The following is a 21,196-nucleotide window of genomic DNA, read 5'->3' on the forward strand; positions in this document are numbered from 1 at the left end:
CTCCTGGCGAGGAGGGGGAACCCCTGAGGCTCCCCCTACCCCGTCAGCTTCCGCAGGTCGATCGACTCCGCCATCGCCCGCAACCCCGCGTCGCCCGGGTGCAGATGGTCCCCGCTGTCATAGGCGGGCAGGATCCGCGCCGGGTGCTCGGGGTCCCGCACCACCGCGTCGAAGTCCAGCACGGCGTCGAACACCCCGCCGCTGTCCCGGATGAAGGCGTTGACGGCCGAGCGCCGCGCGTCCGCGTCCGCCGTGCACAGCGACTCGCCCTCGCACGGGGCGATGGTCGCCCCGACCACCCGCAGCCCGCGCTCCCGCACCCGCGACGCGACCGACCGCAGACCCGCGATCAGCTCCTCGGCCGAGCTGCCCCACCGCAGATCGTTGATGCCCTGGAAGACGACGACCGTACGGGCCCCGGTCTGGGCGAGCACATCCCGCTCCAGCCGGTGCCGGGTGCTGACCCCGCCGGTGTCCGTGGAGACCCCCTCGCCCGGATAGCGGTCGGCCACCACGCGGTTGGCGGAGATGCCCGCGTTGAGCACCCCGTACGCCGGGACCTCGGACTGGCCGCGCAGCCGCCGCGCGAGCACATCGGGCCAGCGGCGGTTGGCGTCATTGGTGGACTTGGTGCCGTCGGTGATCGAGTCGCCGAGCGCCACCACCGAACCCGGACCGCCCCGCACATCGACCCCGGTCAGGAACGGCCAGGTGGTGAGGGTGCCGGTGTAGGACTCAGCCCCCGGCTCGGCGGTCCGGTCCCCGCTGCCCGCCGCGCTCAGATACGACCGCTGGGTGGCCTGGCTGTGCACCGGCACCGCCGCGACCGGACCCGGCAGATGGATGCTCACCAGCAGATTGGCGTCCGCCGGAACCGCGAAGTCCACCGGATCGCTGAACACCTGCGCGCCCGCCGGGATCGAGGTCCCCGGCCGCCCGCCGAACGTCAGCGGCACCGGTGACCCCTGCGCCGCCGCGCCGCTCGCCTGGAGCGCGACCGTCGCATGCCCGATCTCCACGGGGGACGCGGCGAAGGTGTTCTCCAGCCGGACCCGTGCCCTCGGCCCGCCCACGCTGGTGTGCACCACCAGCCGCAGCGTCTGATCGGTCCACGGCCCCACCTTGGTGTACCCGGCGGTGCTCGCCGCCCAGCTCCCGGTCCAGCCGTACGCGGGCTGCCGCAGCGACGCGGCGAAGACATGGAGGTCGGCCGCCGGGCCCGGGTCCCTCGGCAGCACCACCGACGCGACCTCGTGGCCGCGGTCCAACGGAACCGTCACCGCGTACAGCCGGGCCGTCTCCTGCCGCTGCCCGGCGGCGGTGTTGAGGTGGGGGAGGCCGACGGCCTTGGTGGCGGCGGGGCCCGCCCGCCAGTCCGGCGCGCTCAGCGTGTACGGATGGCTCGACCCGTCGCGGTAGCGCACCGTTCCGACGCCGCTCGCCCCGGCGCCGGGCCCGTTCGGCGAACTGCTCGCCACCAGGAAGGTCAGCGCCTCGCCCCGGCCACGCAGCCGCACCGCCTGGCCGTCGGCGATCACATTGTCCGGCCGTGCCCCCGCGCTCCTCGGCCAGGTCAGCCGCGCCGCGTCCAGGGCGATAGCGCGCCCCGGCGTCCAGCCGGCGGCCCGCAGATCCTGCGCGGAGAGCGAGGCGCCCGCACCGTCGAAGTCGGCGTCACCCGGCCGGGTGTCATCGCTGACCGCCCGGTTGTCGAAAAGCCGCTCCAAAGGGAGCGGCTTGTGGGTCGGCACGTCGGCCGGTGCGGCGGAGGAGGGTGCGATCAGTGCGAGGGTGACACCTCCCGCGACGATCCCGGCGGTTGTCCACGGTCTCGCGACGCGCATATGTGTCCCCTCTCGCAACCAACCCGACCGGCGATTCGACAGGCGCCGGAAGAACGTACGGAGGCAGGTGGGTGTCGTCAAGACAAGCATCGGGTCACAGCTCATACCGCGCGCCCTGTGGTGCGCCGGTGGCCTGGATGCCACGCTGAGCGGTATGAACATCTCCTTCTTGGGCAACTGGCGCAAGCGACGTGGCCCCGCCTCGGGCGAGGCCCTGATGGGTGCCCAGGAGGAGGACCCGCAGGGCGTCGCCCAACTGCTCTCCGAATGCGAACTCCTGCGCGCGCGGGCCTCCGCCGCGGGCATCGGGCTCGATGACTCCACGGCCTCCCTGGAGGCGCTGGACCAGATGGCGCCGCGCTGGCGCGACGACCCGGACGAGCTTCCCTGGCTCGGTAACGACGCGGGTCTCTACCTGGGCACGGTCATCGTCCGCACCGTCCCCGGGGCCGTCTGGCAGGTGTGGCCCAACGGCCGGCCCGTCGTCCGGCTGGCCTCCGGCCGCGAGGTCGACGTCGTCGAGGCCGGTCACCAGTGGGCCGCCGACGGCGCCCCCGAACTCTGCCAGCGCTACGCGGAGGTCGCCGAGGCGTAGGGGCGCCTGACGGATCGTGGCCGCCTGCGGCGAGCTGTTCCCCTCCCCGAACCATGGGCTTCGCCCCTGGACCCCGGGGCGTGGGGTGGAGTCCCGGGCACGCGTTGCGCCGGCGGGGCGGGCGGTTCTTTCCCCTCCCCGCCCCTTCCCGAACCATGGGCTCCGCCCTCGGACCCCGGTGCCCGGGGCGGACGCCCGTGCACATTCGGGGCGTCCGGCCGGGGTCTGGGGCGGAGCCCCAGTTGAGGGAAGGGGCGGGTAAGGGGAAAGCAGTCCGCCGCAGGCGGCACGACCCCCCGCACCCCGCACCCCCGTAGGCCCTGTCGGGCGGTATCCGCCCATCGACGCGTGTCCGTACCCAACGCTCCGCAGTTGTCCGGATAGCTTGCGCTGACCGGGACACAGCTGACCTGGACACGCGGAAGGCGGGTGGGGCCGGGTATGGCCGTCGGCGAGCCGCTGATCGAGCTGCGCGGCGTCAACAAGCACTTCGGCGCGCTGCACGTTCTGCGGGACATCGACCTCACCGTCGGGCGCGGCGAAGTCGTCGTGGTCATCGGCCCCTCCGGCGGCGGCAAGTCCACCCTGATCCGGACCATCAACCGGCTGGAGACCGTCCAGTCCGGCTCCATCGTGGTCGACGGCCGCCCGCTCCCCGAGGAGGGCAAGGAGCTGGCGCGGCTGCGCGCCGAGGTCGGGATGGTCTTCCAGTCGTTCAACCTCTTCGCCCACCGCACCGTGCTGGCCAATGTGATGCTCGGTCAGGTCAAGGTCCGCCGCCGCGACAAGCAGGACGCCGAGCGGCGCGCCCGCGAGCTGCTGGGCCGGGTCGGACTGGCCGACCAGGCCGGGAAGTACCCCGCCCAGCTCTCCGGCGGCCAGCAGCAGCGGGTGGCCATCGCCCGCGCGCTGGCGATGGACCCTCAGGTGATGCTCTTCGACGAGCCGACCTCCGCCCTCGACCCCGAGATGATCAACGAGGTGCTGGAGGTGATGCGCCAGCTCGCCCAGGAGGGGATGACGATGGTCGTGGTCACCCATGAGATGGGCTTCGCCCGCTCCGCCGCGAACCGGGTGGTCTTCATGGCCGACGGCGGGATCGTCGAGGACCGTACGCCGGAGGAGTTCTTCCGGGCCCCGGAGAGCGAGCGCGCCCGGGACTTCCTGTCCAAGATCCTCAAGCACTGAGCCGGGTGATGACGGACAGATGACGGACATGAGGCGTCTGCGCCGCGCGACCGCCGCCCTCGCCACGGCCCTGGTCCTGCTGGTCGTGCCCGGCTGCGGGAAGGAGGGCAGCCCGCCCGCCAAGGGCCCGCGGGCCGAGAAGCTGCCCACCTACAAGGTGGACACCGGGTTCCGGCTGCCCGCCTCGCCCACCTGGCGCCGGGCCGAGCGCCGCGGCCACCTCACCGTCGGGGTCAAGGAGGACCAGCCCTATCTGGGCGAGCGGGACCCGGCCACCGGCCGCTACTCGGGCTTCGACATCGAGATCGCCCGCATGATGTCCGCCTCCCTCGGCTTCGCCCCGGGCACCATCCGCTACCAGACCATCGCCTCCGCCAACCGCGAGACCGCGCTCCAGAGCGGCCAGATCGACTACTACGTCGGCACCTACACCATCAATCCGCTGCGAAGGCGGCTGGTCGGCTTCGCCGGGCCGTACTTCATGGCCGGTCAGTCACTGCTGGTGCGCACCGACGAGAACGACATCCATGGCCCCGGCGACCTCGCGGGCAGGACCGTCTGCTCGGTGGCCGGCTCCACCCCGCTCCAGCGCATCCAGGCCGACTACCCCAAGGCCCACGCGGTCGCGTACGACACGTACTCGGTGTGCGTGGACAACCTGCTCAGCTTCCAGGTGGACGCGGTGACCACCGACAACACCATCCTGCTCGGCTACGCGGCCAAGGCCCCCGACGAGCTGAAGGTGGTCGGCCGGCCCTTCTCCAAGGAGCCGTACGGCATCGGCGTGCCCAAGCGGGACACCGCGCTGCGCTTCGCGCTGGACGACGCGATCCTCTTCCACGAGCGCAACGGCGACTGGAAGAAGGCGTACGACGCGACCCTCGGCCTCTCGGGTGTGCCCGCCCCCAAGCCACCCCCCATCGACCGCTACCGCACCGGCTGAAGGCCCTCCCATGGACGTGCTCACCCAGAACTTCTCGCTGTACGGCAGGGGCTTCCTCGGCACCGTGCAGCTGACCGTCTACGCCTCGCTGCTCGCCCTCGCGCTCGGCATCCTCATGGCCGCGTTCCGGGTGGCGCCGGTCGCCTCGCTGCGCGCGTTCGGCACCGTCTGGGTGACGGTGCTCCGCAACACCCCGCTGACGCTGCTGTTCTTCGCGGTGATGCTGGGGCTGCCGCGCTTCGGTCTGGTGCTGCCGTTCACCGTCTTCGCGGTGATCGCGCTCGGCTGCTACACCTCGGCCTTCATCTGCGAGGCGGTGCGAGCGGGCATCAACACGGTGCCGGTGGGGCAGGGCGAGGCGGCCCGCAGCCTGGGCATGACGTTCGACCAGACGCTGAGCGCGGTGGTGCTGCCGCAGGCGTTCCGCACGGTCATCCCGCCCATCGGCTCCACCCTGATCGCGCTCGCCAAGAACTCGGCCATCGCCGGGTCGTTCAGCGTCACCGAACTGCTCGGCACCTACAAGCCCCTCAACGAGCGGGGTTACAACATCATCTGGTCCTTCGTCTGGATCGCCGTCGGATACCTGATCATCACCCTCGCCATCAGCGCGATCTTCTCCCTGCTGGAGCGGCGCTGGGGGGTGCCCCGATGACCGCGCCCGCGACCACCAGCGCCCTCTACGACGTCCCCGGGCCGCACACCCGGCGGCGGCACCGGATGTACGCGCTGGCCGGGACGGCCGTGCTGCTGGTGCTGCTCGGCTGGATCGTCTATCTCCTCATCCACACCGGTCAGTTCGCCTACCGCAAGTGGATGCCGTTCGAGTACAAGGGCATCCAGGAGCTGCTGCTGAACGGGCTCGCGGGCACCCTCAAGGCGTTCGGCATGGCCGCGGTCCTCTCGCTCGCCCTCGGCGGGGTGCTCGCCGCCGGGCGGCTCTCCGAGCACCGGCCGCTGCGCTGGGTGGCCACGCTGGTGGTGGAGTTCTTCCGGGCGATGCCCGTGCTGGTGATGATCTTCTTCGTCTTCGTGGCGCTGCGGGTCCAGCCGCTGCCCGCGCTCGTCACCGGGCTGACGCTGTACAACGGCTCGGTGCTGGCCGAGGTGTTCCGGGCCGGGGTGAACTCGGTGGAGCGCGGCCAGCGCGAGGCGGCGTACTCGCTCGGCCTGCGCAAGACCCAGGTCATGATGTCCGTGCTGGTGCCGCAGGGGGTGCGGGCGATGCTCCCGGCCATCATCAGCCAGCTCGTGGTGGCCCTGAAGGACACCTCGCTCGGCTTCCTCATCACCTATGAGGAGTTTCTGCACGCCGGAAAGCTGATCGCGTCCAATCTCGACTACGGTCTGCCGTTCATCCCGGTGGTCATGGTGATCTCACCGATCTACATCGGGATGTGCATGCTGCTGTCGTGGTTCGCCAACTGGGTGGCCAAGCGGGAGCGGCGCAGTGTGAAGACCCGCCAGGTCGAGGTCGCCGCCGCCGAACCGGCCGCCCCGATGCCGGGGGACACCCGCGGCTGAGCCGGGGCGGCCGGAGGGTGGCTCAGCGGCCAGTGATGTCCGGCGGTACGCGTACGCCTGCGGCGGGCCACGCGGCCGAGCCGCATATCGGTGCTTCCCCCCTCCCCACCCCTTCCCGGCCCCTGACGATATGCGGCTCCGCCGCGTGGGGGGCTCCGCCCCTGGACCCCGGGGGCTGGGGCGGAGCCCCGGTTGAGGGAAGGGGCGGGGAGGGGAAAGGTCCGCCGGACACCGCTTCAGTCGCGGACCGGGATCGTCAGATGGGACGGGTCCGAGTCCGGCGACGAGAAGGTGAGATGGGCGCCGTCGGGGTTGTGCTCGATGTAGAGCGGGTCGACGGTGTCCACGACCAGCGCCAGCCGGTGACCTGCCGGGACGTCGTACGCGGTGGAGAACAGCTCCAGGTCCACGCCGAACGGCGTGCCCGGGGTGCGGTCGTGGAAGGTGAACGGGGCGTGGGTGATGAGCTTGCCGACGCCCAGCGGGCCCACGTCGTACAGATACGCCACCGCCGTACCGTCGGAGCGGTCGCTGGTCACGGTGGTGTGGAGCTTCACGGTGCCGCGGACGCGCTGCTCGCGGGCGTAGGCCCCGGTCTGCCAGACGGCCGCGTAGGACCGGGGCAGCAGCGGGATCGAGGCGAGCGGCGGGATCTTCAGGAACTGGTCGAGGGCGCCGCCGAGCAGCACGGTCCCGGCGTTGGCACCGGAGTCATGGTTGGCGGTGACCTTCTCGGTGCTGTCGAGCGGGACGCTGCGCTGCTCGGAGGGGACGGCCGACCAGCTGGGGTAGCCCTCGTAGTCGTCACCGTCCGCCGTACGGGACGTCAGCTGCACCGGCGCTTGGCGGTCGATGCCGTTGCGCTCGCCCTTGAGGTAGCGGTCGAGCCACTGCCGGGCGTGGTCCCAGGTGGTGTTGGGCAGTCCGAGCACCCCGGTGAGCTCGGCGGTGGCGTGGTCGCCGGGCCGCAGCTCCAGCCGCTTGGGGCCGGTCAGCTTCTCGAAGAAGTCGGCGTAGCTGTTGGGCGGGAAGATCGAGTCGCCCCAGGAGTTGCCCAGCATGATGGCCGCGCCATGGGCGTTGATCCGGTCGAGGTAGGTGGCGGCGGAGCGCTTCTTGCCCCAGGCGATCAGATCCTTCTCCTTGGCGAGGTTGGAGGAGAAGAAGTCATCGAGGATCTGCTGGAACTCCTCGCTGGGCCGGCCGGTCAGCGCCCCGGCCCCGGCGAGCAGCCCGGCGGCCTGGGCGTGCTGGGTGCGGCCGCTGTAGATCGAGCCGACCAGGTCCGCCCAGCCGCTCATGGCCACCACGGCCTTGATCCGCGGGTCGGCCCCGGCCGCGAGCAGGCTGATCCCGGCGCCGTAGGAGAGCCCGGCCATGCCGATGTGGTCGGGGTCGGCGGGGGTGTTGGCGAGCGCCCAGTCGATGACCTTGGACGCGTCGGCGATATCGGGCGGCCCCGCCGTCTCGATCTTCCCGCCGGACTGCCAGAAGCCGCGGGTGTTGTAGGTCAGCACCACATAGCCGGTTTCGGCGAGCTTCTTGGCCTGGGCGAGATATTCGACCTGGGGCAGGGACCAGCTGGTGGGCAGGACGACGAGGGGGAGGTGGTGGGAGGCGTCGGCGTTCGCGGGGGCCACGACGTTGGCGGCCAGGTTGACGCCGCCGTCGCCGGGGATGTCGACGAAGCGGATGGAGACGCCGGAGGAGGTGGCGGTGGAGGTGGCTGTTGAGGCGGGGTAGGCGGCTGTGGAGGCGGTCGGGGCCGGTGCCGCGGCGGCGTTGGCGGGAGCGGGGGCGAGGCCGAAGGCCGCACCGGCCATGACGGTGACGGAGAGTGCGGCGGCGGTCGTGGGGCGCAGGGCTTTTCGGGCAGGGGTCACGATGGCTCCTGGTGGGGGATGCCGTGGGGGCAGGGGAGCGCCGGTGCTTGTGACCTGACGGTAACTCGGGTGTTTACCGGCGGTAATAGCGCGGTAAGTTACGCGTGGGTAACGATAATGGGCCGCGGTCGGCTGCCGGGGCCGACCCGGCCCGGAGCGCTACCCGGGGGCCGGATCCGCCAGGGTCCGGCCCCACCTATGCGGCGTTCCGCTCGCGCGGAACGCCGCCGGTGCTGAGATTTGACCGCGCGTTGAGCCCCGGCCCCGGGCTGGGGGCGGTCACGGGCTGGGCCGCGGCCCCGGGCTGGGGGCGGTTACGGGCTGGGCCCCGGCCCCCGGGCTGGGGGGTGTCCGGCGGGGCTTGACGCCTGCGGCGGGCTGTTCCCCTCCCCGCCCCTTCCCGAAACTGGGGCTCCGCCCCAGACCCCGAACTGGGGCTCCGTCCCAGCCTCGCACTGGGGCTCCGCCCGCGGCCTCGCACTGGGCCTTCGCCCGCGGCCTCGCACTGGGGCTCCGCCCCCGGCCCCGAACTGGGGCTCCGCCCCAGGCCTCGGATCGGGGCCTCGGTCCAGGTCCCGGATTGGGGCTTCGGTCCTTCCCGTGGCATCGATATGCGGCTCCGCCGCGTGGCGGGGCTCCGACCCAAGCCTGGGGGTCCAGGGGCGGAGCCCCTGGTACGGGAAGGGGCGGGGAGGGGTGAGCATCCATATGCGGCTCCGCCGCGTTGTCCGCCGGACACTCCGTAGCGCCGCTCGCGAGGGATCGCGCCCACCGTCCAAGCCCTGGCCCCAGGCCCTGAGTTGGGCCAAGACTCGGGCCCGGGTCCGCGTTACGTGCCGCCCGCCCCGCGAGGCTTGCGGCGGATCTTGATGTTCCGCATGTCCGTCACGCCGATCCGCAGGATCCGATGGGGGTAACCATGGGCGGTCAGCGCCGCGATGGCCCGCTCGGTCGCCTCCTGCTCACCGTCTTCCGGCTCCGCCGGAACCCCGCAGCGGAAGGTGAACGCCGAAAGGCTCCGGTCGCAGGTGAAGGTGCCCGCCTCGGTGAAGGCCACCTGGAGCGAGTCGACCGCACCGCGCAGCGCCTCGCGGTCGTCCTCGCCCAACTCCTCGAAGGCGCCCCTGATCGTCACTCGGAACACGATCGCTCCTCCCGTCCCTCCCGTACGGCGTAGCCGAGCATCGGTGCGCCGAGCATCTCCTCGATGGCGTCGAGGAGTTCCGTCACGGCCTTGGCGATGGCGTCGGGGCGCTCTCCCGCCGTGACGCGCCGTCCGATCTCGCCGAAGATCAGTGAGTGATAGCCGCTGATCTGGGCGGCCACCACGCGCGGCAGTGGATCCTCCGGCGCCGCGCCGGTCTCCTCGGCGAGCACGGCGGCCAGTTCGTCGTTCATCCGGTGGCCGAGCTCCTCCAGCCGGGCCAGCAGCGTGGGGGCGGCCCGCATCATCGCGAAGAACGGGCCGAAGCCCTCGGTCAGCCCCAGCGAGCGGTCGCGCCGCTCCACCTCCTCGCGCAGCCGGTCCAGTACCGCCTGGGCGGCGGACCGGCCGGGCGGGCGCTCGCGCACGATGTCGGCGAGCCGCCGCGGGGATGCCTGGTCGGGCGGCAGGACCAGATCCTCCTTGGCCGGGAAGTAGTTGTAGACGGTGTTGACGGACACTTCCGCGGCCTCGGCGACCTCGGCGACCGTGACCCGGTCGAAGCCGCGCTCCAGGAACAGGCCGGTGGCCACGTCCGTGATCCGCCGGCGCGTACGGCGCTTGTGCTTCTCCCGCAGTCCTTCGCTCATGGCCGTCAGTGTAGTCCGTTGCAAAGTTGCATGTGCCTCAAAGCTTTAAGTCGATTGCAAGTTTGTAGCGCGTTGTGCTCTGATCGGGGCATGTCCTCATCCGTCATCCGCGTTCACGGCCTCACCCGGACGTTCTCGCTGGGCAGCGGCCCCGTGCACGCCGTCCGTGGGATCGATCTGACCGTCCGCCGCGGCGAGATCCTCGGCTTCCTGGGCCCCAACGGGGCCGGTAAGACCACGACCCTGCGCATGCTCACCACCCTGCTGCCGCCCAGTGGAGGCGAGGCCGAGATCGCCGGGCGCGATCTGCTCCGCGATCCGGCGGGTGTGCGTCGGCGGATCGGCTATGTGGCCCAGTCGGGCGGCCTTGACCCCGGGTGTTCCGTACGAGAGGAACTGGTCACCCAGGGGCGGCTGCATCTGATGTCCAAGGGCGCGGCGGCCGGGCGCGCCGATGAACTCGCCGGTGAGCTCGGCCTGTCGGGGCTGATGAACCGCCCGACCGCCGCTCTTTCCGGCGGTCAGCGCCGCCGGGTGGAGATCGCGCTGGGCCTGGTCAACCGGCCTGAGGTGCTCTTCCTCGACGAGCCCACGACCGGTCTCGACCCGGGGAGCCGGGCCGAGCTGTGGGATCTGGTGCGGCGTGTCCGTGCCGAGCACGGCACAACGGTCTTCCTCACCACCCACTACCTGGACGAGGCCGACGCGCTCGCCGACCGGATCGTGGTCGTGGACGCCGGGCGGATCGTCGCCGAGGGGACCTCCGCCGAGCTCAAGAGCCGCTATGCGGGGGATCCGGCCGCCAGTCTCCAGGACGCCTTCCTCGCGATCACCGGTCGGGGCACGGCCGAACAGCCCCTCGCCGTCTAGTGGGTGTCCGGCGGGCTGTTCCCCTCCCCGCCCCTTCCCGAAACTGGGGCTCCGCCCCAGACCCCGACCGGGCCTTCGCCCCACACCCGGACTGGGGTTCCGCCCCAGGCCCGACCGGGGCTTCGCCCCAGGCCCCGTCCGGGGTTCCGCCCCAGGCCCGCCCGGGGCTTCGCCCCAGGCCCCGTCCGGGGTTCCGCCCCAGGCCCGCCCGGGGCTTCGCCCCAGGCCCCGTCCGGGGTTCCGCCCCAGGCCCGGACCGGGGTTCCGCCCCAGACCCCGACCGGGGCTTCGCCCCAGGCCCGGACCGGGGTTCCGCCTCAGGCCCGACCGGGGCTTCGCCTCAGGCCCGGTCCGGGGTTCCGCCTCAGGCTCGGACCGGGGTTCCGCCTCAGGCTCGGACCGGGGTTCCGCCCCAGACCCCGACCGGGGCTTCGCCCCGTCCCGCGGCACCGATGTGCGGCTCCGCCGCGTGGCGGGGGTCCGACCCAAGCCTCGGGGTCCAGGGGCGGAGCCCCTGGTAGCGGGAAGGGGCGGGGAGGGGAACAGCCCGCCGCAGGCGTCACCATCCGCCGGACAGCCCGTAGTGCCGGCCACGACATCCGACCCACCCAAGGGCCTCTTATGACTCTTCTCGCCCACACCGGCATCGTCTTCGGCCGCTGCCTGCGCTCAACGCTTCGCTCGAAGACCAATCTCTTCTTCGGAATGCTCCAGCCGCTGCTCTTCCTCGCCCTCTTCGGTCCGCTGTTGACCGAACTCGACATGGGTGTCAGCGGATCGTCCTGGCAGACGCTGGTCCCCGGTGTGCTCGTCCAGCTCGCCCTGCTCGGGGGGTCGTACGTGGGGCTCGGTCTGCTGATGGACCGTAACCTCGGCGTACTGGACCGGATGCGGGTCACCCCGGTCAGCCCGCTGGCGCTGCTGCTCGGCCGCATCCTGCGCGATGTCGTCCAGCTGGTGGCCCAGTCGGTGCTGCTGGTGCTGCTCGGCGTGGCCTTCGGGCTGCGCGCACCGCTCCTCGGCGTGCTGCTCGGGCTGCTGTTCGTGGCCGTGCTCGCGGCGGCCCTGTCCGCGCTCTCCTACGGGCTGGCCATGAACGTCCGTACGTCCCCGGAGTTCGCCGCCATCGCCAATACGGCGGGCATGCCGCTGATGCTGCTCTCCGGGTTGCTGCTGCCGATGACCCTGGCTCCCGGGTGGCTCGCGGGCGCCTCGCGCGCCGTGCCGTTCCGCTACACGGTCGACGCGGTGCGCCAGGTGTTCCTGGGACACTACGCCAACACCACGGTCGCCGTCGGGGCGGCCGTCACCCTGGGCCTGGCGGCGCTCTGCCTGCTGGGCGGGGCGCGGCTGTTCGGCCGGGGCCGCGGCTGACTCAGCCGCCCTGCCGCCTCGGGGCCGTCCTTGGCCGCCTCAGTCGTCCTTCGCGGCCGCCTTCGCGGCGGCGCGCGGGCCGGCCGAGGTGGTCGCGGGCTTGGTCACATCCGCGACCACCTCGACCAGATCCGGGCCGTACGCCTGCGAGTTGACCACCTTCAGCAGCAGGCAGAAGGAGCCCTGCGCGCCGTACTTCCGGGCCAGCCGGGCGCGGTTGCGGACGAGGTGACGTACGGCGGCGCGATGGGTGACCGGCCGCTGACCGGCGGCCAGGAAGACCGGGCGGCTTTCCTCGCCCGCCGTCAGCCGGGCCAGCAGCACATGCTCGACCGCGCCCGGTTCCGGGCGGTAGTGGGTACCGGCGATGGTGAACATCCCCCGGTCCGTGCCGGAGTCGTCCCCCGGGTGCACGGTGACGCCCGGCAGGAGATTGGTCATATGGGCGGCGAGCCTGCGGTGCGCGGTCGGATCGCCGACGCAGAACTCGGTGCGCGCCCCAAAGCCCTGCAGCCCCGTGTCATGCGGGGCCACCTCGGCGTGCGCCCCGCAGTTCTCCACCACCGACGCCAGCCCCAGCAGCGCCAGCGCGTCATGGCGGGGGATGCTCCAGTGGGCCGAGGTGCTGTCCCGGTGGGTGACCAGCACACACTCCGAACCGTCCGGCAGACCGAAGAAGCGCTGCTCGCGGGCGCGCTTGCGGCGCGCGGACGCGGAGTGCACGGCCCAGCCGGCGGCCAGGCCCACGATCAGCGCGGCCGCGGAGGCGATCAGGTCCTGCAGCGTGTCTGTCATGGCCGCGCATCGTAGCGGCCGACCGGGTACACGTTCGAGCGTACGGATGAACGAGCGCCGAAACGGACACATGAACGGATGGGGGACCGATCCACCCCTGTTGGGGGTGCGTGGCTCGCGGGTAGGCTCCGGCCCCTGTCGTTTCGCTTGGAGGTCACGGATGGGGCACGCCGCACGACCAGCCGCATCGTCAACCAGGTCCACCACCACCGTCGCATCCGCCGGGGCTGCTGGGTCCGCCGCATCCGCCGGGTCCGCCGCGGCGGCCGTCCGGCGCCGGTTGCCCGCGCTCGCGGTCGCGGCCGGAATGGTCGCGGTGCTGGGCGTCGCCCCGGCCGGTGCCGCCGGGCACGGAAGCGCCGACACGGGCGCTCCCGCCAAGACGGCCGCCAAGGGCGCTCCCGCCAAGACGCCCGTGGCCGTCGGCTACGGCGGCGCGGTCTCCAGCGTGGACCCCGACGCCTCGGCGGCCGGGATCGACGTGCTGCGGCACGGCGGCAACGCGGTGGACGCGGCGGTGGCGACCGCCGCCGCGCTCGGGGTCACCGAGCCGTACTCGGCCGGTGTCGGCGGCGGCGGATACTTCGTCTACTACAACGCCAAGCGGCACAAGGTCTACACCCTCGACGGCCGCGAGACCGCGCCCCGCAGCGCGGACCAGAAGCTCTTCCTCGGCAAGGACGGCAAACCGCTGCCGTTCGCCGACGCCGTCACCAGCGGGCTGAGCGTCGGCACCCCCGGCACCCCCGCCACCTGGAACGACGCCCTGAAGGACTGGGGCACCCGATCGCTGGGGCAGGTGCTGAAGCCCGCCGAGCGGCTGGCCCGCGACGGGTTCACGGTCGACCCGACCTTCCGTCAGCAGACCGCCGACAACCAGGCCCGTTTCAAGGACTTCCCGGCCACCGCCAAGCTCTTCCTGCCCGGTGGCGAGCCCCCGGCGGTCGGCTCGACCTTCCGCAACCCCGACCTCGCCCGTACCTACGCGCTGCTGGCCGAGAAGGGCGTCGGCGCCATCTACAAGGGCGAGCTGGGCCGCGACATCGTCGACACCGTGCGCAAGCCGCCCGTCGACCCGAAGGCGCAGCGCGTCGTGCGCGCGGGCGATCTGACCGCCGAGGACCTGCGCTCCTACGGGACGAAGCGGCAGGCCCCGACCCGGACCGACTACCGCGGTCTGGACGTGTACGGCATGGCGCCCTCGTCCTCCGGCGGCACGAGCGTCGCCGAGGCGCTCAACATCCTGGAGAAGACCGATCTCTCCAAGCTCAGCGACGTCGACTATCTGCACCGCTACATCGAGGCCAGCCGGATAGCCTTCGCCGACCGGGGCCGCTGGGTCGGCGACCCCGCCGCCGAGGACGTCCCCACCAAGGGGCTCACCTCACAGCGGTTCGCCGACTCCCGGGCCTGCCTGATCAAGGACGACGCGGTGCTCAAGAGCCCCGTACCGCCCGGTGACCCGAACAACCCGGCCGGGCCCGGCTCCTGCGACACCCGGGGCCACGCCGCCCCGACCACGTACGAGGGCGAGAACACCACGCATCTCACGGTCGCCGACAAGTGGGGCAACGTCGTGGCCTACACCCTCACCATCGAGCAGACCGGCGGCAGCGGGATCACCGTCCCCGGCCGTGGCTTCCTGCTCAACAACGAGCTGACCGACTTCTCCTTCGCGCCCGCCGACCCCGCCGTCCACGACCCGAACCTGCCGGGCCCGGGGAAGCGGCCGCGCTCGTCCATGTCGCCGACGATCGTGCTGGACGGCCACAAGCCGGTGCTGGCGCTGGGCTCCCCGGGCGGGGCGACCATCATCACCACCGTGCTCCAGACCCTGCTGAACCATCTCGACCGGGGCATGCCGCTGGTCGACGCGATCGCCGCACCGCGGGCCAGCCAGCGCAACGCGGCCCAGACGGAGCTGGAACCGGGGCTGTGGAACGGCCCGGAGCGCGCCAAGCTGGAGGCGCTCGGCCACTCCTTCAAGCAGAACCCCGAGATCGGGGCGGCCACCGGGGTGCAGCGGCTGTCCGGCGGACGGTGGCTGGCGGCGGCCGAGACCGAACGGCGGGGCGGCGGCTCGGCGATGGTGGTGAGCCCGAAGGGCTGACCAGGTACGGCGGCGGTACGGCGGGCTGAAGGTTCCGTAGCCCGCCGTACTCCTGCGTGTCAGCCGTCCGTCAGCCCAGCAGGCCGATGATCGCGTCCGTGGAGTCCGTCTCGCCGAGCCGGGGGAAGATCTTCTCGACGCTGTTGCGGTGCGCCTCCCCGTCCATGTCGGTCATGGCGTCGGTCGCGAGGGTCACGTGATACCCGTGCGCGTACGCCCCACGGGCCGTGGACTCCACCCCAATGCTGGTGGCGATGGAGCCGAGCACCACCTGGGTCACCCCGCGGCGGCGCAGCTGCAGGTCGAGGTCGGTGCCGTGGAAGGCGCCCCAGGTGTGCTTGGTGACCACGATGTCGCCGTCCTCGCGGCCCAGTTCCGGCGCGAGGTCGGCGAAGTCGGCCGGGAACTCCCCGCCGCCCCCGCTCCGCTGCGCCTCGGTGCGGCCCGGAGCCCCGGCCACCACCCGGACCAGGACGACCGGCAGCCCGCGCTTGCGGAAGGCGGCGGCCAGCCGGGCACCGCGCTCGACGACCTCGGCGGTGGGGTGGACGGTGGGCAGTCCGGTGATGCCCTTCTGGAGGTCGACGAGGACCAGGGCGGTGTTCGGGTCGAGCGTGGTGGCGGGCACGGTGCCTCCTGGGGTGGGTCTGCGGGGCGTATGAGGGAACGGCAGGTGGTGGTCAGGTGCGGGTACGGGCGCGGCCGCGCAGAGCCCGGTCGGTGGCGGTCAGCACCAGCACCGCGAGGCTGAGCGCACCCGCCACCATGGCGATGCCGTGCAGCCCGGCGGCGGTCGCCCGCTGCCCGTAGAAGAGCCCGATCAGCCCGGCGGCGGTGATCGCGCCCAGGTACTGCGAGGTGCGCTGGAGCCCGGCCGCCGCGCCGACGCTGTCCGGCGGGGCCTGGGTGTAGACGGCGGCCTGGTTGCCGGTCGAGGACAGCCCCTGCGGCAGCCCGAAGAGGACCGCGGCCAGCAGCAGCGCGACCAGTGGGGTGGACTCGTCGGCGAGCAGCAGCACCCCGCTCCCGGCGGCGAGCAGGACGGCCGCGAGGACGAGCGGCGCGTAGATGCCCTTCGTCCGGGCGCCGAGCAGGGAGCACACGGCGGCCGCGCCCGACATGGGCAGCATGATCAGGCCCGCGCGGGAGGCGGAGTAGCCGTGCCCCTCCTCCAGCCACTGCGCGTAGCCGTACATCACCATGTAGATGACCAGGTACGCCGTGCCGTGCCGGAGGTAGGTGAGGGCGAGGGAGCGGTTGCGTCCGATCATCCGCAGATCGATGAAGGGGCGGGGGCGGCGCAGCTGCCACCAGGTCAGGACGCCGGCGAGCACCAGGACGACGGGCAGCAGCGCCCAGTTGGGCCGCTCCAGGTCCATCAGGAAGATCATGAGGGTGGTGAGGGTGGCGGTGAACAGCGCGATCCCGAGCGGATCGAACGCCGCGCCCGCCGTCCGGGCCCCGGCGCCCGCCGCGCCGCCATCCTCCCCGCTCGCCGCGCCGCCGTCCTCCCCGCTCGCCACGCGGGTCCTGGGGAGCCAGAGCAGCGCGAGCGCGATGCCGATGAGTGCCAGCGGCACATTGACCGCGAAGATCGCCCGCCATCCGGCCGTCGCGGTGAGCGCCCCGCCCAGCACCGGTCCGACCGCCGCGCTGCCGAGCGAGGTGAGCGAGAGCCGGCCGAGCACGGGGCGCGGCGTCTCGCGCCCGGTGGCGAAGGACTGGGCGCGCAGCAGCGCCATCGCCGCCGGATAGGCCGCGGACGTACCGATGCCGAGCAGCACCCGCGAGGCGATCAGCCAGCCGAACGCGGGCGCGAGCGCGCCCACCAGCCCGGCGGCGCACACCACGAGCAGCCCGGAGAGGAAGACCCGGCGCGGACCGAGCAGATCCGCGAGCCGTCCCATCGCGGGCTGCGCCACGGCGCTGGCGAGGTAGAGGGAGGCCACCAGCCAGGCCGTCTGGGCGGCGCCGACCCCGAAGTCGTGGCCGATGGCCACCAGGCCGGTGGCGATCATCGTGGAGTTGACGGGGTTGAGGACCGAGCCGATGAGCAGCGGGGTCATCAGCCGGGGGCCGAAGGGATCGGCGGGGGCATGGCTCCCGCCCGTCGCCCCGGCTGTCGTCCCGGCTGTCGTCCCGCCCGTCGTCCCGCCCGTCGTCCCGGCCGCCGGTATGGCGGGCTTTCCCGCGGTGTCGGTCATTCCTGGACCAGTCGCTTGAGGAGGTCGGTGGCCTCGGCGAGGGTGCGGCGCTCCTCGGCGTCGAGGCGGGTGTCGATCGCGTCGAGCAGCCAGCTCTGCTTGGCCTGCCGTACGGAGGTGATCGCCTGCCGCCCCCGCTCGGTGCTCGAGAAGACCACCTGGCGTCCGTCGGTGGGGTGCGGGGCCCGCTCCACCAACTCCTGCTCCTCCAGCGCCGCCAGGATCATGCGCATCGACTGCGGCCGGACCAGCTCGGCGCGGGCCAGCGCGGCGGTGGTGGCCGGCCCGTCGTTGGAGAGCCGGCTGAGCACGGCGCGCTGGGAGGGGGTGAGCGCCCCCTGCGAGGAGGCCGCCCGCATGCGGCGCATCAGCTGGGTGACGACGCCGGCGAGGTCGACGGCGAGGTGCTCCTCCGGCCGTGGGTCGGCCGCGATGGGCGTTCGTTCATGCGGGGTCATGGTGAGAGCATAGGAAATCGACAGGCAAACTTGCAAGTTTGCCTGTCGTGTGCGGAGCAGGAAAAGCGCCCGTAGCACAGCCGTAACCGGTCCCGTAACACGCAGGGTGTCGAATGCGTGGCCTCGGGTTGCGCATCGTCCATCGTCCGAGGGAGGGGTGGCCATGGCGGGCGGGCAACTCCCGGCCGAGGTCGAGGAGTTCGCGACGTATCTGAGGGCGCTGACGAGGCGGCTGGACGCGGGGGCGGGCTGGTACGGCGTCTTCGCCCTGCGCGACCCGGACGGGCTGCGGGCCTGTCTCGACGGCCTCGAGGTGCCGCCGTGGGACCTCGTCCAGTCCCTGCTGCAGGACCTCTCCGCCCAGCACGGCCCCGGGGTCGCGCAGGAGGCGGCGTCCCGCGCGGCGACCCTCTACCGCGCCTCGGTCGCGGCCCACGACGCCGGCCCCGGCCGCCGCGAGGCCCTCCGGGACCGCCTGGACGGCATGCTCCGCGAACGGCACAACGCCGCCCGCCGCGAAGCCGACCTCCGGTCGGCCCTGTCCACCGCCGACGACCCGGCCGCCCGGGACCGCCTCGCCACGGAGCTGGCCTGGGCCCACGACGACCACCAGCGCGCCACCGCCCGCACGGAAGAACTCCACGCCCGCCTGGCCGCCCAGTCCGCGGCGCCGGGCCCCCTCGCAGGTGCGCCCGCGACGGGCGGGGCCGGCCGGGGAGGGCGCCCGCACGCGGCGAGGTTCGCGATGGCGTACGAAGAGGAGCACGCCGCCCCCGCAGCGGCGGCCCCGGGCCCCCGCACCGCGGGGGCGCCCACGGGCTCTGGCGTCGCGGGGGCGGCTACCGGTCCTGGCGTTGCGGGGGCGGCCACGGGCTTCGGTGTTGCGGGGCCGACCCCGGGCCCCGGCACCGCAGGGGCGCCCACGGGCCCTGGCAGCGCAGGGGCGCCCACGGGCCCTGGCAGCGCAGGGGCGCCCACGGGCCCTGGCAGCGCAGGGGCGCCCACGGGCCCTGGCAGCGCAGGGGCGCCCACGGGCCCTGGCAGCGCAGGGGCGCCCACGGGCCCTGGCAGCGCAGGGGCGGCCACCGGTCCTGGCGTTGCGGGGGTGCCCACGGGCGCTGGCACCGCAGGGGCGGCCACCGGCTCCGGCACCGCGGGGGCGGCTCCGGGCTTCGGCGTTGCGGGGGCGGCCACAGGCCCCGGCACCGCGGGGGCGGCCCCGGGTTCTGGCGTTGCGGGGGCGGCTACCGGCTCCGGGGTCGCGTCGCTCGGACGCGCCGTGCCATCGGACGCGCCGGTGGCCTCGGTGTCGGCGGAGAGCGAGTCGGCGTCGGCCCTCCCCGGCAGCGAGCCTGCAGCCGCCGGGGGCGACGGACCCGCTCAGCCCTGGGCGACGACTCCCGGCCCCGGCACCGCCCAGCGCGCTCCTGCCCCCACGAGGCAGCGACCTCGCGGCGCGCGGTTCGCGGGGGCGGAGGATGCGGGGGCGGCGCCCGGGGTGCCGACCCCGGAGGGCGCGGCGACGACCCTGGCGGCGGGGCCCATGGCGCCGGGCGTCCCCGCTGGCGCCTCGGCGTCCGCCGCGGATGCGTCCTTCGAGCCCACCGCGCAGGGCCCGGAGCCGACGACGACCGCGCCCGCGCCCGTTCCTGCCCACGCCCGACCTCGGCCCCGGCCGCGCGGGGCGCGGTTCGCGGGGGTGGAGGAGGCGGACGCGGCTCCGCGACCTCGCGGGGCGCGGTCTGCTGAGGCCGGTGACGGGGGCGCCGCCGTGGCGCCGCCGACGTCGGCTTCGCCCGGGCCTCCCGTGGCGGAGGCCGGAACCGGGGGGCGCGCGACTCCTCGCGGGGCGCGGTTTGCCGGGGCCGACGGTGAGGGCGCCGCAGGGGCGCCGACGTCGGCCTCGCCCGAACCTGCCCCGGCGGAGGCCGGAACCGGGGGGCGCGCGACTCCTCGCGGGGCGCGGTTTGCCGGGGCCGACGGTGAGGGCGCCGCAGGGGCGCCGACGTCGGCCTCGCCCGAACCTGCCCCGGCGGAGGCCGGAACCGGGGGGCGCGCGACTCCTCGCGGGGCGCGGTTCGCCGGGGCGTACGAGGGCGGAGGGGGCGGCAAGCGTCACCGGCGGGACAGGGGGGCGGACGACGGGCGGCGGCTCGCACGCGAGGCGGCGGAGCGCGCGGCGGCGCGGCGCGCCGCCCAGGAGGCGGTCGCGCGGCTGGGCCGGCTCCGGGCCGAGGGCCGCTCGGGCGAGGCCCATGTCGTGCTGTACGAGGCCGCCATCTGGCCCGCCGCGCGGCTGCCGGTGCTCGCGGAGGAGCTGGAGCGCGCGGGCCTCGGGGTCGATGTGTCCACGCTGCTGTGGGAGACGGCGTGCCTGCCGCCCGCGCAGCTCGCCGCGGCCGCCGAGGCGCTGTTCGCGGCGGACCGTGAGGCCGACGGCGAGGGGTTGTTGCGGCAGAGCGTCTCGCGCCCCGTCCCCGAGGTGGCCCACACCGCGATGGCGCTCCTCGCGGCGGGCGCCCCGGGCAGGGCCGCGTTCCTGCTGGCGGCGCTCGTACGGGCCCGTACGCCGGAGGACGCGGCGCGAGCGGCGGCCGAGGACCCCGCCACGCTGGTGCCCCTGCTGCTCGACGTGGCCGCCGGGGTCTCCTCCAGCACCCACCACGACCTGGCCCACGCCCTCCGCACCGCACGCCTGCCAGGCGTCCCCGGCCTCGCCTGACGCTCGCGCGGAGTGGGAGTCGTTCGGGCTGGTCGGCTCGGTCGGGTGCGACGCCGTCTCGCGCCTTCGGCGCATTTGAGCAGCGGCGGCGGGGGTGGGGGCGCGGCCGCCGCCGCCGGGCNCGGCGGGGGTGGGGGCGCGGCCGCCGCCGCCGGGCGCCGGGCCGGTGGGTGTGGCCGCCGGTGGCGGCTTCCCCGGCCGAGGGCTGGGGGCGGCGTCGGACAGCGGAGGGGTTGGGGTACCCCTCCCAAAAACGTTTGAGGAATTAGTTGCTTCAGATCAAGTGTTTTTTCAAGGGGTACCTGGAGAGGCCGTCAGTTCGGCATCGGCCTCGGCGGCCGGGCGCGGCTGCCGCCACCGGCGCCCGCACCCGCTGGCCCGGCGCTCGGCGACGCGGCCCGTGCCCCCACCCCCTGCCCCGCTGCTCAAATGCGCCGAAGGCGCGAGACGAAACCCGCACTCGAACGAGCTGAGAAGCCCGAACCAAGCCCGACAAAACACGAAACGTGATCGTCTTTGTTGAGTAACGGCGGCGGTATTGCCAGAGTGGTCAGTGCGCTCTTACGTTCTTCACAGCCGGATTCTACGTGCGTAGACACAGGTTGAGGAGCTGATCATGGCCAACCTCGTACGTGCCGCTCTCGTCCAGGCCACCTGGACCGGCGATACCGAATCGATGATCGCGAAGCATGAGGAACACGCCCGGCAGGCGGCCGCCCAGGGCGCCAAGGTGATCGGCTTCCAGGAGGTGTTCAACGCGCCGTACTTCTGCCAGGTGCAGGAGGCGGAACACTACCGGTGGGCGGAGGCGGTGCCGGACGGGCCGACCGTGCGGCGGATGCGGACGCTCGCCCGGGAGACCGGGATGGTGATCGTCGTCCCCGTCTTCGAG

At 73.6% G+C, this 21,196-nt stretch carries 18 protein-coding genes; 10 read left to right on the plus strand and 8 right to left on the minus strand.

Annotated elements, in window-relative coordinates:
- Window positions 1-35: 35 nt before the first annotated feature.
- Window positions 36-1,844, minus strand: a complete 1,809-nt coding sequence (locus IEJ02_RS32025) for an SGNH/GDSL hydrolase family protein (protein WP_191068020.1) — start codon at window positions 1,842-1,844, stop codon at window positions 36-38.
- A 154-nt stretch (window positions 1,845-1,998) separates the two neighbouring features.
- On the opposite strand from IEJ02_RS32025, the gene IEJ02_RS32030 reads away from it, so the two are divergent.
- The 5 genes from IEJ02_RS32030 (at window position 1,999) to IEJ02_RS32050 (ending at window position 6,094) form a co-directional block, all read left to right on the plus strand.
- Window positions 1,999-2,439 (plus strand): DUF6278 family protein, encoded by a 441-nt coding sequence (locus tag IEJ02_RS32030; RefSeq protein ID WP_191068021.1) that lies wholly within the window; start codon window positions 1,999-2,001, stop codon window positions 2,437-2,439.
- 441 nt (window positions 2,440-2,880) lie between these two features.
- Window positions 2,881-3,627 carry an amino acid ABC transporter ATP-binding protein gene (locus tag IEJ02_RS32035; protein ID WP_137980010.1) on the plus strand — a complete coding sequence of 249 codons (747 nt, stop codon included), beginning with the start codon at window positions 2,881-2,883 and terminating at the stop codon, window positions 3,625-3,627.
- Between the two features lie 28 nt (window positions 3,628-3,655).
- Window positions 3,656-4,570 carry a glutamate ABC transporter substrate-binding protein gene (locus tag IEJ02_RS32040; protein WP_370467163.1) on the plus strand — a complete coding sequence of 305 codons (915 nt, stop codon included), beginning with the start codon at window positions 3,656-3,658 and terminating at the stop codon, window positions 4,568-4,570.
- Between the two features lie 10 nt (window positions 4,571-4,580).
- Entirely contained in the window at window positions 4,581-5,225 is a 645-nt protein-coding gene (locus tag IEJ02_RS32045) for an amino acid ABC transporter permease (protein WP_191068023.1), read from the plus strand.
- The gene (locus IEJ02_RS32050) at window positions 5,222-6,094 is read left to right on the plus strand and encodes an amino acid ABC transporter permease (RefSeq protein ID WP_191068024.1); all 873 of its coding nucleotides are present in this window, start codon (window positions 5,222-5,224) and stop codon (window positions 6,092-6,094) included. The genes IEJ02_RS32045 and IEJ02_RS32050 overlap by 4 nt, the downstream gene beginning before the upstream one ends.
- Before the next feature lie 236 nt (window positions 6,095-6,330).
- On the opposite strand, the gene IEJ02_RS32055 is transcribed toward IEJ02_RS32050, so the two are convergent.
- The 3 genes from IEJ02_RS32055 to IEJ02_RS32065 form a co-directional block, all read right to left on the minus strand.
- Entirely contained in the window at window positions 6,331-7,977 is a 1,647-nt protein-coding gene (locus tag IEJ02_RS32055) for a CocE/NonD family hydrolase (RefSeq protein ID WP_191068025.1), read from the minus strand.
- 829 nt (window positions 7,978-8,806) lie between these two features.
- A complete protein-coding gene (locus tag IEJ02_RS32060; RefSeq protein WP_191068026.1) occupies window positions 8,807-9,121 on the minus strand; it encodes a DUF6204 family protein in 315 nt (104 codons plus the stop codon).
- Window positions 9,109-9,771, minus strand: a complete 663-nt coding sequence (locus IEJ02_RS32065) for a TetR/AcrR family transcriptional regulator (protein WP_191068027.1) — start codon at window positions 9,769-9,771, stop codon at window positions 9,109-9,111. The genes IEJ02_RS32060 and IEJ02_RS32065 overlap by 13 nt, the downstream gene beginning before the upstream one ends.
- A gap of 90 nt (window positions 9,772-9,861) precedes the next feature.
- Here IEJ02_RS32065 and IEJ02_RS32070 point away from each other — a divergent pair, with 90 nt between their 5' ends.
- Entirely contained in the window at window positions 9,862-10,641 is a 780-nt protein-coding gene (locus IEJ02_RS32070; RefSeq protein ID WP_137980016.1) for an ABC transporter ATP-binding protein, read from the plus strand.
- A 621-nt stretch (window positions 10,642-11,262) separates the two neighbouring features.
- On the plus strand, window positions 11,263-12,015 hold the full coding sequence (locus IEJ02_RS32075) for an ABC transporter permease (RefSeq protein WP_191068028.1): 753 nt from the start codon (window positions 11,263-11,265) through the stop codon (window positions 12,013-12,015).
- A gap of 39 nt (window positions 12,016-12,054) precedes the next feature.
- Here IEJ02_RS32075 and IEJ02_RS32080 read toward each other — a convergent pair whose 3' ends face one another.
- Window positions 12,055-12,810 carry a hypothetical protein gene (locus IEJ02_RS32080; RefSeq protein ID WP_137980018.1) on the minus strand — a complete coding sequence of 252 codons (756 nt, stop codon included), beginning with the start codon at window positions 12,808-12,810 and terminating at the stop codon, window positions 12,055-12,057.
- Window positions 12,811-13,117: 307 nt separating this feature from the next.
- Here IEJ02_RS32080 and ggt point away from each other — a divergent pair, with 307 nt between their 5' ends.
- Window positions 13,118-14,920: a gamma-glutamyltransferase gene (gene ggt / locus IEJ02_RS32085; RefSeq protein ID WP_191068042.1), complete on the plus strand. Its 1,803-nt coding sequence runs from the start codon at window positions 13,118-13,120 to the stop codon at window positions 14,918-14,920.
- 70 nt (window positions 14,921-14,990) lie between these two features.
- Here the strand turns inward: ggt and IEJ02_RS32090 are convergent, their stop codons facing one another.
- The 3 genes from IEJ02_RS32090 to IEJ02_RS32100 are packed head-to-tail and all read right to left on the minus strand — an operon-like array spanning window position 14,991 to window position 17,582.
- On the minus strand, window positions 14,991-15,548 hold the full coding sequence (locus IEJ02_RS32090) for an isochorismatase family protein (RefSeq protein ID WP_191068029.1): 558 nt from the start codon (window positions 15,546-15,548) through the stop codon (window positions 14,991-14,993).
- A 52-nt stretch (window positions 15,549-15,600) separates the two neighbouring features.
- Complete coding sequence (locus tag IEJ02_RS32095) at window positions 15,601-17,124, minus strand: MFS transporter (protein WP_191068030.1); 1,524 nt, start codon at window positions 17,122-17,124, stop codon at window positions 15,601-15,603.
- Entirely contained in the window at window positions 17,121-17,582 is a 462-nt protein-coding gene (locus tag IEJ02_RS32100) for a MarR family winged helix-turn-helix transcriptional regulator (RefSeq protein ID WP_191068031.1), read from the minus strand. Before IEJ02_RS32100 ends, IEJ02_RS32095 begins: the two co-directional genes overlap by 4 nt.
- A 163-nt stretch (window positions 17,583-17,745) precedes the next feature.
- On the opposite strand from IEJ02_RS32100, the gene IEJ02_RS32105 reads away from it, so the two are divergent.
- Window positions 17,746-20,304 carry a hypothetical protein gene (locus IEJ02_RS32105; RefSeq protein ID WP_191068032.1) on the plus strand — a complete coding sequence of 853 codons (2,559 nt, stop codon included), beginning with the start codon at window positions 17,746-17,748 and terminating at the stop codon, window positions 20,302-20,304.
- Between the two features lie 616 nt (window positions 20,305-20,920).
- Window positions 20,921-21,196, plus strand: a 276-nt coding sequence (locus IEJ02_RS32110; RefSeq protein WP_317985977.1) for a nitrilase-related carbon-nitrogen hydrolase, incomplete at its 3' end; no start/stop codon positions are given.

Origin of the sequence: Streptomyces sp. 5-10 (assembly GCF_014712245.1) — a bacterium.
Classification (GTDB): Bacteria; Actinomycetota; Actinomycetes; order Streptomycetales; family Streptomycetaceae; genus Streptomyces; species Streptomyces violaceusniger.